General features: G+C 62.9%; 14 protein-coding genes and 1 pseudogene. 9 read left to right on the forward strand and 6 right to left on the reverse strand.

The genetic code is table 11. The features are described 5' to 3' along the window. Positions 1-202 precede the first annotated feature (202 nt). Positions 203-643, forward strand: coding sequence for a sulfate permease (locus KAE78_RS14785; protein ID WP_223172701.1), 441 nt, complete (start codon positions 203-205; stop codon positions 641-643). A gap of 219 nt (positions 644-862) precedes the next feature. Next, on the forward strand, positions 863-1585 hold the full coding sequence (locus KAE78_RS14790; RefSeq protein WP_223172702.1) for a DNA adenine methylase: 723 nt from the start codon (positions 863-865) through the stop codon (positions 1583-1585). A 135-nt stretch (positions 1586-1720) separates the two neighbouring features. Here the strand turns inward: KAE78_RS14790 and KAE78_RS14795 are convergent, their stop codons facing one another. Then, a complete protein-coding gene (locus KAE78_RS14795; RefSeq protein ID WP_223172703.1) occupies positions 1721-2752 on the reverse strand; it encodes a hypothetical protein in 1032 nt (343 codons plus the stop codon). Beyond that, positions 2683-3237, reverse strand: coding sequence for a hypothetical protein (locus KAE78_RS14800; RefSeq protein ID WP_223172704.1), 555 nt, complete (start codon positions 3235-3237; stop codon positions 2683-2685). The genes KAE78_RS14795 and KAE78_RS14800 overlap by 70 nt, the downstream gene beginning before the upstream one ends. 520 nt (positions 3238-3757) lie before the next feature. On the opposite strand from KAE78_RS14800, the gene KAE78_RS14805 reads away from it, so the two are divergent. From KAE78_RS14805 to KAE78_RS14815, 3 genes are all read left to right on the forward strand, one after another. Beyond that, positions 3758-5479, forward strand: coding sequence for a hypothetical protein (locus tag KAE78_RS14805; RefSeq protein ID WP_223172705.1), 1722 nt, complete (start codon positions 3758-3760; stop codon positions 5477-5479). Next, positions 5476-6573: a UvrD-helicase domain-containing protein gene (locus tag KAE78_RS14810; protein WP_223172706.1), complete on the forward strand. Its 1098-nt coding sequence runs from the start codon at positions 5476-5478 to the stop codon at positions 6571-6573. Before KAE78_RS14805 ends, KAE78_RS14810 begins: the two co-directional genes overlap by 4 nt. A 308-nt stretch (positions 6574-6881) precedes the next feature. Then, entirely contained in the window at positions 6882-7097 is a 216-nt protein-coding gene (locus tag KAE78_RS14815) for a hypothetical protein (RefSeq protein WP_146008251.1), read from the forward strand. 325 nt (positions 7098-7422) lie between these two features. Here the strand turns inward: KAE78_RS14815 and KAE78_RS14820 are convergent. The 4 genes and pseudogenes from KAE78_RS14820 to KAE78_RS14835 all read right to left on the reverse strand — a co-directional run. Beyond that, positions 7423-7773 (reverse strand): annotated as a pseudogene (locus tag KAE78_RS14820) (ArdC family protein); the annotation flags it as partial. 222 nt (positions 7774-7995) lie between these two features. Beyond that, entirely contained in the window at positions 7996-8952 is a 957-nt protein-coding gene (locus KAE78_RS14825) for a helix-turn-helix domain-containing protein (RefSeq protein ID WP_223172707.1), read from the reverse strand. Between the two features lie 351 nt (positions 8953-9303). Then, complete coding sequence (gene ald, locus KAE78_RS14830; protein WP_223172708.1) at positions 9304-10425, reverse strand: alanine dehydrogenase; 1122 nt, start codon at positions 10423-10425, stop codon at positions 9304-9306. A 161-nt stretch (positions 10426-10586) separates the two neighbouring features. Then, complete coding sequence (locus tag KAE78_RS14835; RefSeq protein WP_223172709.1) at positions 10587-11897, reverse strand: aspartate aminotransferase family protein; 1311 nt, start codon at positions 11895-11897, stop codon at positions 10587-10589. Between the two features lie 143 nt (positions 11898-12040). Here KAE78_RS14835 and KAE78_RS14840 point away from each other — a divergent pair, with 143 nt between their 5' ends. Genes KAE78_RS14840 through KAE78_RS14855 form a run of 4 tightly spaced genes read left to right on the forward strand, consistent with a single transcriptional unit; the run spans position 12041 to position 14065 of the window. Further along, a complete protein-coding gene (locus KAE78_RS14840) occupies positions 12041-12430 on the forward strand; it encodes a hypothetical protein (RefSeq protein ID WP_223172710.1) in 390 nt (129 codons plus the stop codon). Beyond that, complete coding sequence (locus KAE78_RS14845) at positions 12388-12996, forward strand: M20/M25/M40 family metallo-hydrolase (protein WP_223172711.1); 609 nt, start codon at positions 12388-12390, stop codon at positions 12994-12996. Before KAE78_RS14840 ends, KAE78_RS14845 begins: the two co-directional genes overlap by 43 nt. After that, positions 12972-13277 carry a M20/M25/M40 family metallo-hydrolase gene (locus KAE78_RS14850; protein ID WP_223172712.1) on the forward strand — a complete coding sequence of 102 codons (306 nt, stop codon included), beginning with the start codon at positions 12972-12974 and terminating at the stop codon, positions 13275-13277. The genes KAE78_RS14845 and KAE78_RS14850 overlap by 25 nt, the downstream gene beginning before the upstream one ends. Continuing rightward, on the forward strand, positions 13274-14065 hold the full coding sequence (locus KAE78_RS14855; protein WP_223172713.1) for an IclR family transcriptional regulator: 792 nt from the start codon (positions 13274-13276) through the stop codon (positions 14063-14065). The genes KAE78_RS14850 and KAE78_RS14855 overlap by 4 nt, the downstream gene beginning before the upstream one ends. Positions 14066-14080: the final 15 nt, after the last annotated feature.

A 14080-nucleotide genomic window follows, 5' to 3' on the forward strand; every position in this document is an offset into this window, starting at 1 on the left:
TCCTCTCGCTCCAAGGTCACCGACGAGGTACACGCCCGCCTGCCGATGGGGTTCCCTCTGCCATAGGACAGTCGTAAACTCGGTAGCGAGGCAGGTTCAGCAAACTATGCGGGTCCTTCGGGACGGCCCTTCGCGGGCACTCGGTTCATAGCCGCCTCCACGACGGAACACCGTCGCGCTATGACGAGGAAAGAGGCCTGCAATGCTCCGGACGTCCGTGGCGCTCAGCGCACGAGGCTATGGCGTACTCCGCTACGCACCCACGAACCTGCTGCTCAACGCGATCCGCACACGGCGCGGCCTGAAGTGGGGCGTCCCCGCGATGCTGCTCGCCGGGGTCTACTTCTACGCCGCGGCGATCTGCACCACGATCATCAACGACGGGGGTCCCGGTTGGCTCTACCTGCTGGTCCTGGTGTTCGTCTGGAACGCCTTCAAGTTCCTTTGGATCGGCCCCGTCAGTCTGATCCAGCTCATAAGTGTCCGTGCGGGGAGCGTCGCGAACGGCAACCGGTGCCGTCCTCGCGGTGACGCGCAGGCGAGCCCACCGCGCCATAGGGCACTGACCACGACACAGTCGCATTCGGTTGGCGCGTCCCTTCACGGTGTACCGCATCGATTCGGCGTGTCGATGGCTCTGTGATGTCGTTACGAGTAGTATCCGTTACATGCAGGACTTCACGAGCCTGAGCGACGCGGGCCTCACTGACGTTGATCGAGCGCTGCGTCATGAGCGGCTACGTCGCCGTAAGGCGTGGCGTAACTGCGAGCGTTGCGATCAGGCGTTCCTCGGGCGAGGTGATGCGCGCTTCTGCTCGGCTCGCTGTCGAGTCGCCGCGCATCGAGCGGGGAAGGAGTCCTGATGAGTGACACGCTGCGGGTTGTCGCGTCACGTCGGTACGGAACGCTCTCGCCGCTCCGCTATCCGGGAGGAAAGGCGGCGCTCGCTGGCTTCTTTGGCGACATCATCGATGCTCTCAGGGTCGAGCGCGCACGTTATATCGAGCCATATGCCGGTGGCGTGGGAGCTGGGATTGCGTTGCTCCGTGAGGGCATTGTCGAAGAACTGGTTATCAACGACATTGACCCTGCGGTGTACGCCTTCTGGAAATCTGCGGTCGGAGACAATGCCAGCTTCGTTGAAATGGTTGCGTCCGTCCCACTTACGATCGCTGAATGGCAGAAGCAGCGAGAGATATACAGATCGCGCGATGAGCGAGATTCACTCCGCCTCGGGTTCGCCTTCTTCTTTCTGAACAGGACCAATCGTTCAGGGATTCTGAATGCCGGAGTTATCGGCGGTCAGCGGCAGGAAGGGAGATACAAGATTGACGCCCGCTTCAATCGCGAAACGCTCATCGAACGATTGACTGCGATCGGAGGCTTGGCCGATCAGATCACGGTCTCAGACCTTGACGGCAGGACAGTGATCCAGCGTTACGCTCAGGACGATCGAGCATTTATGTACATCGATCCGCCCTATGTTCAGGCGGGTCTCAGCTCTACCTCAACGCGTTCGACGGGCGCGATCACACAGCCCTCGCGGCGATCGTCAATACGGTGGAGAAGGCGCACTGGCTCATGACGTATGACACGGCTCCACTGATTGAGAAGCTGTATCGCGAGCACTTCCAATGCCGCTTGGAACTGACCTACTCCGCGCGGTATCCGGGGCAGGCCGAAGAACTGCTCGTTGCATCGCCCGCGGTCGCCGGTGTGGTCAAGGCGTTGCAGGGGCAGACTGTAATGGCGGACGCAACAAGCGCCTGAGCAGCGGATTGACCACCTTCCACGCCTGCCGAACGTCCTCTGCGGTCACTGACGCATCTGCGCTGTGCGCGATGAGATTGAACCACTGGATAGAGCCATGTTTGTGGGCGTTTCCCGACTGTATGGCGCCGATGGTCGATTTGAGAGTCTTCTCCGAGCCATAGGTTTGCGCGACCACTTTGAAAACCGCACTCAACTCGCCTGTCGCGGGCGTTGCAGAGCCCTCGAAATGGACCTTGATGGTGGCTTCGAGAACAGAGCGCAATAGGATCGCGGACGCGATAGGCAAGTTTCCCAGGTTGATCCGTCGTAGCTCGAAGTAGCGCAGTTTGAGGTTCAGTGGTGCGTTCTCGTAGTCGAGGCCAGACAGATCGAGCGTGTCCTTTGTGTCTGGATGGTTCGGTCCACGGCTTCCTGCTCCGCTCGGAGGCTCAGGCTGGGGTGGCGTTGCCCCGCCGGTCGCGCTACCGGGACCGCTTGGAGGCATTCCGTGGCTGACACCTTGCGACGGTCCAGGCGGAGTCGGTGGTGCGGGCGCGGCGGGTGATGGTGTCGGCGTTGCTGTAGTGGGTACACCGTTGAGACGGTCCACGAACGGCTGGTAGGCGTCATCACGCTTCTTGAGCTCCGGAGAGCGGGTGTTGAGCCTTCCAGCGCGAAACTCCCCGACTAGATACTCCAATGCACCGAGCTTCTTCTTTGGAAGTTTCGACGCGATCTTTTCGGGAGTTGAGGACCGAGGAAGCAACATGCCGTCTCTATCGAACTCCACCCCGATCGCAGCCGCGATGTCCTTACTTCGGTACGCGTACTCAAAGGCCGACATCGCCAAGTCGTCGCTGGCGGCGTACTGCCGGAGGGTGTGATCGGAGAATGGCGCAGCGGCAAGGAAGCGTCGCATCACAGCCATCTTCATGAACCTTGCGACCTCGACATCGGGGTACTGCGCCTTGACGTCCTCCACAGTCGTCTGGTCGTCCACGAGTGAGTAGTAGAAGGTTGCTTGTTGGTCGCGGCTCCACCGCTTCTTGGAGATGCCAGTGTGCAGTCGGGCAACGTGCGGGCGGCGGTCGCGCGATCAGGCGCCACGATCACGCGGATTCGCTCGGGGAGGTTTTCTGCCTCGACTGCGTACCGCTTGAGCAGTGAGCGAACCTCGGCTTCGTGACCAGGCACGATCGTCGGGTCGTAGAGAGCCTTGAGTGCGCTGACGCGCCGGTTGCCTTCCAGGACGATGTACGAAGGCGGCTCGTCCCGTGACTCCGCCGCGATCACGATCGGCACCTCGTTGTCGAAGTAGCCGTCGCGAAGGATCAGCCGCGCCGCGCCGAGGACGTCCTCGGAAGCGAACAGATACTTCAAGGCTCCGGCTTCATCGTCGCGACGAGTCGGGATGCGGTAGTTCTCCAGGTCGAGCAGGAGCCGGCTCAGCTCGACCTCCACGATGGGTAGCTGCTCGTAAGCCATGTCCAGCCTCGTCTCGATGATCCGTCCGGCGATCTACGCCCTCGGTGCCGAACGGACGAGAGCTGTCGTTCAGTCCTAACTGTAGCCGCGCTGTTTCGCGATCGGGCTGAGACACGTCGAGGCGCATCAACCGAAGCTCCTCTGACGCGCGAACGCACGAACTGGTTGCCATAGGCGCCCGTGACGCCGTGACAGTTCTCGACGCGGGCAGGCGCCCAGGCACGGGACCACGGTCATGCAAACCATGCAGCCTGCCGGCGACGCCGCGTGGTCGCGTGAACTGCGGAACCAGACGGAAACGAGGCCGAGCTGCCACTTCGGACGCTTGTACGGAACCTGTCGTCGCGTGTCTTCACGGGACGGCCATGGTGCGTCGCCGCCTGGTACTGACCACAGTCCGTGGGACGATAGGCATGGGAGCCGCCGGTTCCGAGCGGGAGAAGGTCCGTTGATTCACGCTCATCGTCCCGTTGCGAGCCGAGCGCTCAGCTTGCATCGGGGGGTATGCAAGGAGTAGCCAATGAGGGTCGCGCGCATCCGTATCGGACGTTTCCGGGGTTATCGCCATGCAGCGCTCGTGGTGCCAGAGAACATGGTGCTTGCAGGTGAGCCGCAGGCGGGCCGCACTGACATCGTCGAGGCCCTGCGCCGGGTTTTCGACGCCCGCAGTACTCGGTCCCGCGTGAATCCTCTCGACGTCTACCGACCTGCTGACGGCGATGAAGAGTCCTTGACGGAGGTAGAGGTGACTCTCCTCGACCTCGGGGAGGACCTCGAAACTCTTCTCAGCGAGAATCTGGAAACGTTCGACCGGGCAACCGGGGAGATCGCCACGCCAAGCAACGCGGGCGACGCGGTTCTGGGCGTACGTCTGTGCTATCGCGCACGATATGACCTCGATACGGACACCGGCGAGCACTGGGTCGATTACCCGGCGCGAAGTGATCCCGCTGCCGGTGTGTTCAAGAAGGCGAGCCGGATCGAGCGTGAGTCTCTGCCTGTCCAGTTCGTTGACAGTGCGCCGGCTCTCCAGCTGCGGGCAGAGGGAGTCCTGAGAGCACTCCTTGCTGATGCCGATCCTGGTGGCCTGGACAGCGCCCTCACCGATCTGGATTCGGCCGTCCATGCTGCAACCGGGTCGTTCTCTGAGACGGAGGTGGTCACTAGCGTTCTGGATAAGGTCATTGATTCCGGACCGCAGACTCTCTTCGGTATCGATGACTCCGCCGACATCAGTTTTCTGGCGGATGACGGTTCTATGGCTGCCCTCCTCAGAGCGCTTCAACCAGCGATCTCGATGGGTGCGGCCGGGGCCCTTCCCGTCCGTTCCCAGGGGTCGACTCTCGAGAGTGTGCTCTCGGCCGCTGAAGCCATCGCAGCCGCGCGAGATGCACAATCAGGCGTCGTCATCATCGGCGATGACTTCGGAGATCGCCTTGACGCATCGTCATCTGAACACATGGCGCGGCTCATCCACGTAACGGCAGGGCAAGCGATCCTCACAACGCGCCGTCCTGAGGTAGTACGAGCATTCGATCCCGGTGAGCTGGTTCGGCTCACGGTCAGCCACGGCGAGAGACGACAGCACCAGCTCTCTGCAGTCACGGACAAGACGGGCCGAGTCAACCGGAGGCTCATCCTGGAGCAGCTTCTCGCAGCGCTGAGCGCGAGAACCGTTGTCCTCCTGGAGGGGCCGCTCGATGTCGAGGGGTACGGCGCGCTCGCGTCGCGGCTCTTCCGGAAGACGAACGAACCGCACCACAGCCTCCCCGCTAACGGCATCCGCCTGGTCGCCCCGCCAGGGTCAGACGGAGGAGTTACCCGGCTCCCAGCCATTGCCGAGATCGCCCTTGAACTCGGATTCCACGTCCGAGCGATCGTCGACAATGACAAGCCAGGACACGAAGATCCAGCAGTCGGAGTCCTTGCAGGAATGATCGAACAACTCGTCGTGCTTCCCACTCGCACCGCCGTGGAGGCCGCACTCATCCGCGGCGTACCCGGAGATCAGCTCCGAGAGACGGTCGAGACCCTGGAAGACTTCGGCATGCCCGCCCTGCCACCCGATCTCGGCGACGACGACATCGCGGACCACCTCATCGCGACGAAAGTGATCAAGAAACAGGGGCTAGGGGCAGCCTGGGCTCACGCACTGACACGACAGCCGCCGATCGCGCGGTCCGCGATCGAAGCAGTCTGCGGCGATACGCTCGGACGCATCGACATCCCTGATCTACCATGACATTCGCCCCGCAGAACCCGGAGCAGCAGCGAGTCGTAGCGACGCAGGCCGAACTCACTGTCGTGCTCGGCGGAGCGGGTGTCGGAAAGACGACCAGCGCGCTCGCCGCAGCTCACGCCCATCTTGAACGAGTAGCAGAAAGCGAACCCCACGATCGGGTCCTGTTCCTCTCGTTCTCTCGTTCCTCGGTGGCGCGCATAGCCTCCCGCGCAAACGAGATTCTCGGCCGCCGAGGCTCCCAGGTGGACATCATGACGTTCCACTCGCTCGCGTTCTCCGTGGTCCGGAGATTCGGGAATCTGGTCGGACACGGCGACGCCGTCCTCGTCAGCCCCGCTCGCGAGAAGCTCGGGCTGGCCCAGCACGAGATCGGATACAGCAGGCTCATCCCGCTCACACTCGAAATCGCTCAGGCCGCACCTGCTGTCGCAGAACACCTTCGCACCCGATGGGGCCTCGTAATCGTCGACGAATTTCAGGACACCGGCGATGCGCAGCAAGACCTCCTTCAGCTGATTGCCCGCGACAGCAGGCTGATACTGCTCGGCGACCCGAACCAGTGCATCTACACGTTCCTCGCCGAAGACGGCGTCAGAGTGGAGCGCATCGATGAAGCCTGCTCGGCCGCTGGGACAGAGAACACCATCCTGCTGCCAGAAACCTCCTTCCGAGACCCCTCCGGGATCATCCCGGCCGTCGCCAACGCCATCAGGGGACGCCTGTTCGACTCAGAGGCCATCGCGGCCGCCATCCAGGACGAAAGACTGGTCATCCAAGACGGAATACCACTCTCCGACGAGACCAGTCACGTCGCACGGGTCGTTAGCGAGTTAGCCGCGAAAGATATGGGCGTGGCAGTATTCACGCACCATAACGACATGCTCGCGGCTCTCTCGGATGCACTTGAAGCCGACGGGATCGAACATGAAGTTGCCGGTCTCAGTGACGCGCTCGCCGCCGCCCTCGACGCCCAGACTGCGATGGCGCGATTCCATACCGGCGATGGCACCTGGGGAATTGTTCTCGAAGCGATAGCCGTGTTCCTGACGAGCGCGCAACGTGGGCAGAAGGCGCCCCCATCGCGTACCAGGTGATGAACGGTTCAGGCCCCACGACCCTGCAAGCTCGCCTGAGCGCTCTTCGAGAGCGTCTCTCCGAGGCGGGGTCCATTCGGGAGGTAATCGAGGTAGCGGCGACGGCACACGACGCGCTCGGACTACCGCAGAAGTCGGGCGCCTGGCAGCAAGCAGCAACCCTGCTCTCGGTGATGTACGCGCGAGCGGCACGCACGAGCAGCGCCCGCGATGACCGTCAGATGGTTGCAGCGATCTGTGCGGAAGCTCGTGAGGCGAGTTACGCGGCGCTCACGGACTCGGCGCTGAGCCCGCGAGAGGTTCAACTAATGAACCTCTACCAGACGAAGGGACGCGAGGCCGACGCAACCGTCGTGGTGTTGCGGGAGGGAGACTTCATGGGCTACGAATCAGAACCGTTCCCCACAACAAGTCGGCTCCTCTACGTGGTCTTCTCCAGAGCCAGACACAAGATCGTCGTGCTGCTCGTGGGCAACAGGTTCCACGCCGCCGTAGCGCCTCTCGCGGCTCTGGCCGCGAACTGAGCTTGCCTACGAGGGGACCAGAAGGGGACCAGAATCATGCAATCCATGCATCCCGTGACGTGTTCTGCATGATCTGACGCCCGGAATCACGCGGAATCCGGGCAGGCCGAAGCCGTTTGGACGCCTGGGGTCAAGGGGTCGCAGGTTCAAATCCTGTCATCCCGACAAAAAGCCCTGGTGAGAGGCAACTTTCACCAGGGCTTCGTCGTTTTTGGGAGTGGTCACTGGCTGGTCCACTCGCTCGATCTGCTCGATCCGTCCGCCGCCCAAGTGGACCAATCCCGTTCGGCGTCGTCGCCCTTGCAGTGCACCAGAAGGTGCCCGCGGAGGCGGCATCCTGCGGTGTCGAGGACGCGAACCGGCCGGTGACCGGGGCGAAGATCATGTAGCCGGGCTGGCCCTTCTCGACCTGACGGCCCAGGGACTGCCACTGCTTGTACCCGGCGACATAGGTCGGCTCCGATGCGGACACCCGCCCATGCTCGAAAGCGTCGAGGTGCTGCGCCCAGATCAACAGCGTGTTCCCGAAACTCCTCGACCGGAACCTCGCGGCGAACTCCAGCGCCTGCTTCCAGTCGTCTCCGGTCGAGAGCTGACCGACCGCAACCGCCAGCCGCTCGTGCAGCGCGTCGAGCTTCGCGTCCCGCGCGGCGCGCTGCTCCTCGGTTGTCTCCATTGGCTTCCTCCTCCCGGCATGTCACACCGCGCACGGCGGGTGCCCCTGCGACCAGAAGGTGCGCCAAGGGCATCAGTGAGGAATCGAGACGGACGACGGACAAGCAGTGGGCGACCGCCAGGTGCATCACTGAACCCGACGTGTCTCATCCGGTCTACCTGCCGGATACCTCACCGTCGAGCAGCAGGGGTCTGTTCCGCGTCACCGGACGAGAAACACGAGTCACATGCCGAGTCCACGCATCCGCTGCCCGCTGTCCTTGGTGACAGCACACTGATCGCGACTGTCGCGGCTGCTCAGATGCGGATGCGGATTGCGACGGTACTGCGAGGGCGTGAGCCCGAAACGGCGGCTGAACCATGCCGACGCGATCCGCGGATCGGGCCAGCCGACCATCTGCGCGGCATGGGCGACCGACAGCTCGGTCTCCTCGATAAGCCGCACGAACTCGGTCAGCCTGACTTCGGTGAGAAAGCGGATCGGTGGCAGGCCCGTGTGCGCAGCGAACAGGCGCGTCAGCTGTGCGCGTGACAGCGCCACCGATTCCGCCAGCGCCGCCACCGTCCACGGCTCGTGCATCCGCTCTCTGAGCAGCCGCACAGCCCGACCCACATGGCCGAGCGTCATAGTGTCCGTGAGCCGTCCCCGAATCGGCCTGAGCGCCGACTCCGCCGGCTGGCCGAGGCTTTCTGCGAACTCCGGTGCGAGGAAGGTGGGCGCGACGATGCTCATCCATCGCGCGAACAACTCCACAGCACGAGCGCGGACGACCTCTGGAACAGGAGCCTCATCGCGAAGGACGCTCATCTGACGCCAGAGGGGTTCGAGAAGCTGCAGTCGTGAGATGCCCGGGGCGAACAGCAGAGGCCTGCCATCCCATTCCTCTGGATGGAGTCCCCGGAGCACACGGTTTCTGTCTGGCAGGAGCAAACCCATCTGCGTGCGTAGGAAACCCTCATCGGCATAGACCGTCCACATCCGCGCGTGTGGGCGTGGGCGCATCCGACACCAGTGTTCTGCGCCGATCGCGAGCGAGGTGCCAGGTGCAAGCAGGGTCGCGCCGTCCGTCGTCTCGACCTCGACGTTTCCTTCCATGACATGGATGATCTTGGCTTCAGCGAACGCCACACGATTGGTTGGCAAGCTGCGCGTCGACTCGACAGCGATCAGCGGTGCCACCGGAATCACAGAGCATCGCGTGCCACATGCACCCTCCGCTCGCGACTCCCGTCGCGCTTGTGGATCTCGCAAGCGTGGCTGCGGCTCATGCACCCATGGGGCGTTGGAGTTCGACGACGGAGGCCCAGCCGTCATCCCCGTGGCTTGGACGATCTTCTGGACGAGCGCCGTGCAAAGATCTCATCCCAACGGCAAGGTGAGAACGCGCCGGACCTCGCCCGCTGACCCAGTTTCGTCGCCTTGGGAGGCGCTTCTTACAGGTCGGTGATGGTGTGTTATCCAATAGATGTCTTCTACCGCGGGCCACTGCTCGCAGGCTCAATTAAGGCAGTCGCCGAACAGGTCTGTCGACTACCTCGCTCCCAAAAGGCGCTCGACTGGAAGCAGTTCGAGGTCGTGAGCGCTCGCTACACCTGCGTTGAGTACGTGGCCATCGTGGACGTTGATTCCGCGCGCGAGAACGGGGTCGGCAGCGGCGGCCGCACGCCATCCGTTGTCGGCGAGCGAGAGCACGAAGGGGAGCGTCGCGTTCGTGAGGGCTCGCGTAGATGTGGCTGGTACAGCTCCTGGCATGTTCGCAACGCAGTAGTACACCGAGTCATGCACCGAGAACGTGGGTTCATCGTGCGTGGTCGCACGGGATCCCTCGAAGCAACCGCCCTGGTCAATTGCGATGTCCACCAGTACTGATCCGGGGCGCATTCCAGCGACCATCTCGTCCGTGACGAGCTTCGGAGCTTGAGCTCCGGGGATGAGGACGGATCCAATGACCAGATCAGCTGCCGCCACTTGCTCGGCGATCTCGTATCGAGACGATGCGCGTGTCTGGATGGCTTGCCCGAACCGAGCTTCCAGTTGTCGAAGACGGATGAGGGAGAGATCGATGACGGTGACATCGGCACCCATACCTAGCGCATTGGCGGCTGCGTGCTCGCCGGCTACTCCTCCGCCGATCACGACGACCTTGGCCTTCGGCGTACTCGGAACCCCGCCCATCAGGATCCCGGCGCCACCAACGGCCTTCATGAGGTGATACGCGCCGACCTGAGCGGCTAGACGGCCCGCCACCTCGCTCATCGGGGACAGTAGCGGCAGACTCCGATCGTCTGCCTGCACGGTTTCGTATGCGATTGCGGTGGTACGCGAATCGATCAACGCTTCCGTCTGCGGCCGGTCCGCCGCCAGATGGAGGTACGTGAACAACACCTGGTCTGCCCGAAGATGGGGGTACTCGGAGGGGACCGGCTCCTTGACTTTCAGCAGAAGATCGGCGTCTTCCCAGATCGCCGCAGCGGTCGCTGAGATGGTCGCTCCGGCCGCCTCGAAAGCTGAGTCGGTGAGGCCTGAGCCTTCGCCTGCGCCTGACTGCACGTGGACGTCGTGGCCGCGCCGGGTGAGCTCGTAAACACCTGCGGGCGTGATTGCGACGCGGCTTTCATTGTTCTTGACTTCTGCGGGCACACCAACGCGCATGAGCGTTTCTCCTGACTGATCAGATCGGTCGTACTTCGGAATGGACGCCTTTGTGCCGGTCTTAGTAGCGCAAAGGACTTCGGGCCGCGGCTGCCCGCCCACACTCGGCGTGTGGCTGGCGAAACAGCCTGCTGACAGCGCGCCGGATCGAGCATGCCGTCCTACGGCGCGGTTTGCGCAAACACGTCTCGGACTATCGAGAGTGCTGTCAGGCACTCGTCTTTGGTGACCGACATCGGCGGGGTGATCCGTAGTACGTTCCCCAGCAGACCGCCGCGGCCGATGAGCAGGCCGAGTTCACGTGCCTTCTCTAGGATGCGCAGAGTGTAGGCGACGTTCGGGGTCTTCGTCCCGGGGACGACGAGTTCGACACCGATCATCAGTCCCTCTCCTCTCACCTCGCCGATGCCGGGATGCGACTCGGCAAGTGACCGGAGGCCGACGAGCAGCTCCCTGCCGCGAGCGTCTGCGTTGGCCTGAAGCTCGTGGTCGAGGATGTAGTCCAGAGTTGCATTCGCCGCGGCCATCGCCAGCGGGTTCCCGCCGGCGGTGGAGATCGAGTTCGCCTGGACCGCATTCATCAGATCGGCGCTGGCGACGACTCCGCCGATTGACATCCCGTTTGCGAGGCCCTTCGCGAAGGTGATTGCCTCCGGTTCAACGCCGTGCGCATGCATGCTGAAGAAATCGCGACCGGTCCGTCCCCACCCCGACTGGATCTCGTCCGAAACGAGAGGAATTCCGTACTCGTCGAGAACCGCCTTCGTTCGACGGAAGAAGCCGTCCGGGGGTGAGGCGAACCCGCCGGCGCCCTGAATCGGCTCCGCGATCATGCACGCGACTTGTCCGCTGGTTGTGGTCTCGATGATGGTTCGCAACTCATCGATGCACGCATCCACGAATTGCTCGTCCGGAAGAGCGCCGAATGGACTGCGATACCGGTAGCCGCTGTGCACGTAACTCACCTGGAGCGGGCTGAGGCTGGTTGCGGACCAAGCCCGGATGCCCGTCGTCGCGACGGTGCCGAACGTTCGTCCGTGGTAGCTCCCTCGTAGAGCCAGAACCTGGTTGCTCTTTGCGGCGGTGGTCGTGATCAGGAAAGCAGTCTCCACGGCCTCGCTGCCGGAGTTCACGAAGAATACGCGTGCGTCGGGGATGCGCGAGTGCTTGGCGATCTTCTCGGCCAGCTCCACCTGCTGACGGATGAGATAGAGCGTGGACGAATGCAGGAGCTTCCTTGCTTGAGAACGGATCGCTTCCACGATCTCTTCCACACCGTGGCCGACCATGGTCGCGAGGAGGCCGCCGAAGAAGTCGAGATAGGTCCTGCCGTCGCCGCCGACGACGTGACGGCCACTGCCCGACACGATTTCCAGGGGTTCCTCATAGTACAGCGCCATCCAGTCCGGCATCACCTGGCGGTGCCGGGCGAGCAGGACGTGAGCTTCTGAGGCCGAAGTCTGATCCGTCATGGGCACACCGTATCCGCCGAGGCCCTCCCGCAAGGCGTCAAAAGAGTGGATATTTCATATAAACGAAATTCTGGTTCACATCTGCAAACTAGAACACGCACTGGCGCACTATCAAACGATCAGACGACCGGCGCAACGAAGGGATGGTCGTGAAGCACGTAACCGATCAACTGTTGGCCGCCGTCGACGCGCTCGCACCAGAGTTCATCGAACTTCTCGGGCAGAGCGTTCAAGCACAAAGCGTCACGGGCTATGAAGAGCCCGTCGTGCAGCTCTACGAACAGGCGCTGAGGTCCTTCGGGTGGATGGTCGAAACTCAGCCGCTCGCCGATTCACGTCTGCGAGAAGGGGAGAAGCGGGTGGGCAAGCGCGCCAACGTCGTCGCCACGTTCGGCGGTCGCGACGCTGGTCTTCTTGTGCTGAACGGGCATCTAGATGTCGTCCCACCGGGGACCCAGCGGACTGGTCGCTCTCCCCGTTTTCAGGCCGCGTGGTCGATGGCCGGCTTTACGGTCGGGGATCGGTCGATATGAAGGGTGGGATCGCGTCAGCCGTCCTGGCAATACGTGCTCTGGAAAAGAGTAACGTGATGCCCGCCCACGACGTCCGTCTGGAACTTGTGATTGGCGAAGAGACGACGGGCGTGGGAACGAGGCTGGTGCTCGAGAATGACTCGAGGGCTCCCGCGGCAGTTGTGGTCTTGGAGCCGTCAGGATGCAGGATTGTCCCCATCAGTACTGGTCTCCAGTTCTTCTCCATCACCGTGTCGGGGCGAGCTGCGCACACATCAGCGCCATGGCGCGGAGTGGATGCGTTCGAAAAGCTTCTGACCGTCCGCGCCACATTGATGAAGCTCGCCCAGGAGCGGTCCGAAAAGTACTCGCACGAGCTGTTCGCCGACGTACCGACAGGTCTTCCTTTCGCCATCGGCCAAGTGTCAGCCGGCGACTATCCGGCATCGATCCCCGCCATCGCTACGATGTCGGGCCGGATCGGACTGGCTCCCGGCGAGGACCCGCAGGACATGCGGGCGATGATCATCGATGCAGTGCAGAGCCTCCAGAACGACGACCCGTGGTTCATCGACCATCCGCCTTGATTGCCTGGGGGAACGACGGGCTCCGTGGTTGGGAGACACCGACGGACAGCGACCTCGTCCAATCCTTCGTCCGTGCTCACGAAACATTGGACCGCAGCCCTGAGCTGGTCGGATTCACGGCAGGTTCGGACGCCGCGTTTTACGGTGGAGCGGGTATTCCGACAGTCGTCTTCGGCCCCGGCGACGTGACCCTGGCACATTCGCCTAACGAGTGCGTCGAAGTATCCGAGATCGTTGCCGCCGCCAAGGTGCTTGCAATCGTGTTGGCGGGTGCGGCATGAGCGGGCAGCCAGAACAGACGACACTGTCCACGCTGGAACGCGGTCTCGCGGTGCTCGACTTCATCGCGGCAAACGGCCCGGTCAACGCGAAGCGAATCGCCAAGGAGACCGGGATTCGGCAGGGAACCTGCTATCACATCCTCCGAACCCTCGTAGTCACCGGGCATGTGACCCGACTGGACGACGGTGAGTACGAACCTGGCCCACGCGCATTCAGCACCGCACGGCAGGTGCAAGTGCGTGTGTCCGTCGCGCCTGAGCTCAATGTGATCCTCGCGCGTCTGCACAACATCACAAATGGGGAGACCACCTACATTTCGAGATGGCAGGACGCTGCCGTGATCCTTCAGAACTACCTTGCAGGAACCCAAGCGACCAACGTCATGAAGCTAGAGGTCGGCTTCGGAGGCGACCTGCACGCCCGTGCATCCAGCAAGGCCATCGTCTCTCATCTCCCGGATGATCAGATCGAGTCGCTGTTCAAAGGGGTTTCTCTCGCGCAGCTCACACCGGCGACCATCACCGATTACGACGAACTCCGTGTTGAACTCGCTCAAGTCAAGCGACAAGGGTACGCAATCGACCGCGGCGAATTTGCCGTCGGTGTCCACTGCGTCGCTGCGTCCTTCGTCGATCCCTCGGGGCTACCTGTGGGCGCTTACACGGTGTCGGTCCCTTCGGAGCGGTTCGAACAGACCAAGCCGCAACTCATCTCCGCCGTGCTCGAAGCCTCTGCGCTGGCAACGCGGTTCCTCCACAAGAAGTCGCATCCCAGCCCGCCGGGGTGATTGGCCCAGCGGCCT

The organism is Microbacterium sp. NIBRBAC000506063 (assembly GCF_017968845.1).
Classification (GTDB): domain Bacteria; phylum Actinomycetota; class Actinomycetes; order Actinomycetales; family Microbacteriaceae; genus Microbacterium.

Coding starts and splice junctions, on each gene's coding strand:
- KAE78_RS14785 (WP_223172701.1), top strand. CDS start 203: ATGCTCCGGACGTCCGTGGCGCTCAGCGCACGAGGCTATGGCGTACTC.
- KAE78_RS14790 (WP_223172702.1), top strand. CDS start 863: ATGAGTGACACGCTGCGGGTTGTCGCGTCACGTCGGTACGGAACGCTC.
- KAE78_RS14800 (WP_223172704.1), bottom strand. CDS start 3,237: ATGGCTTACGAGCAGCTACCCATCGTGGAGGTCGAGCTGAGCCGGCTC.
- KAE78_RS14805 (WP_223172705.1), top strand. CDS start 3,758: ATGAGGGTCGCGCGCATCCGTATCGGACGTTTCCGGGGTTATCGCCAT.
- KAE78_RS14810 (WP_223172706.1), top strand. CDS start 5,476: ATGACATTCGCCCCGCAGAACCCGGAGCAGCAGCGAGTCGTAGCGACG.
- KAE78_RS14815 (WP_146008251.1), top strand. CDS start 6,882: ATGAACCTCTACCAGACGAAGGGACGCGAGGCCGACGCAACCGTCGTG.
- ald (WP_223172708.1), bottom strand. CDS start 10,425: ATGCGCGTTGGTGTGCCCGCAGAAGTCAAGAACAATGAAAGCCGCGTC.
- KAE78_RS14835 (WP_223172709.1), bottom strand. CDS start 11,897: ATGACGGATCAGACTTCGGCCTCAGAAGCTCACGTCCTGCTCGCCCGG.
- KAE78_RS14840 (WP_223172710.1), top strand. CDS start 12,041: ATGGTCGTGAAGCACGTAACCGATCAACTGTTGGCCGCCGTCGACGCG.
- KAE78_RS14855 (WP_223172713.1), top strand. CDS start 13,274: ATGAGCGGGCAGCCAGAACAGACGACACTGTCCACGCTGGAACGCGGT.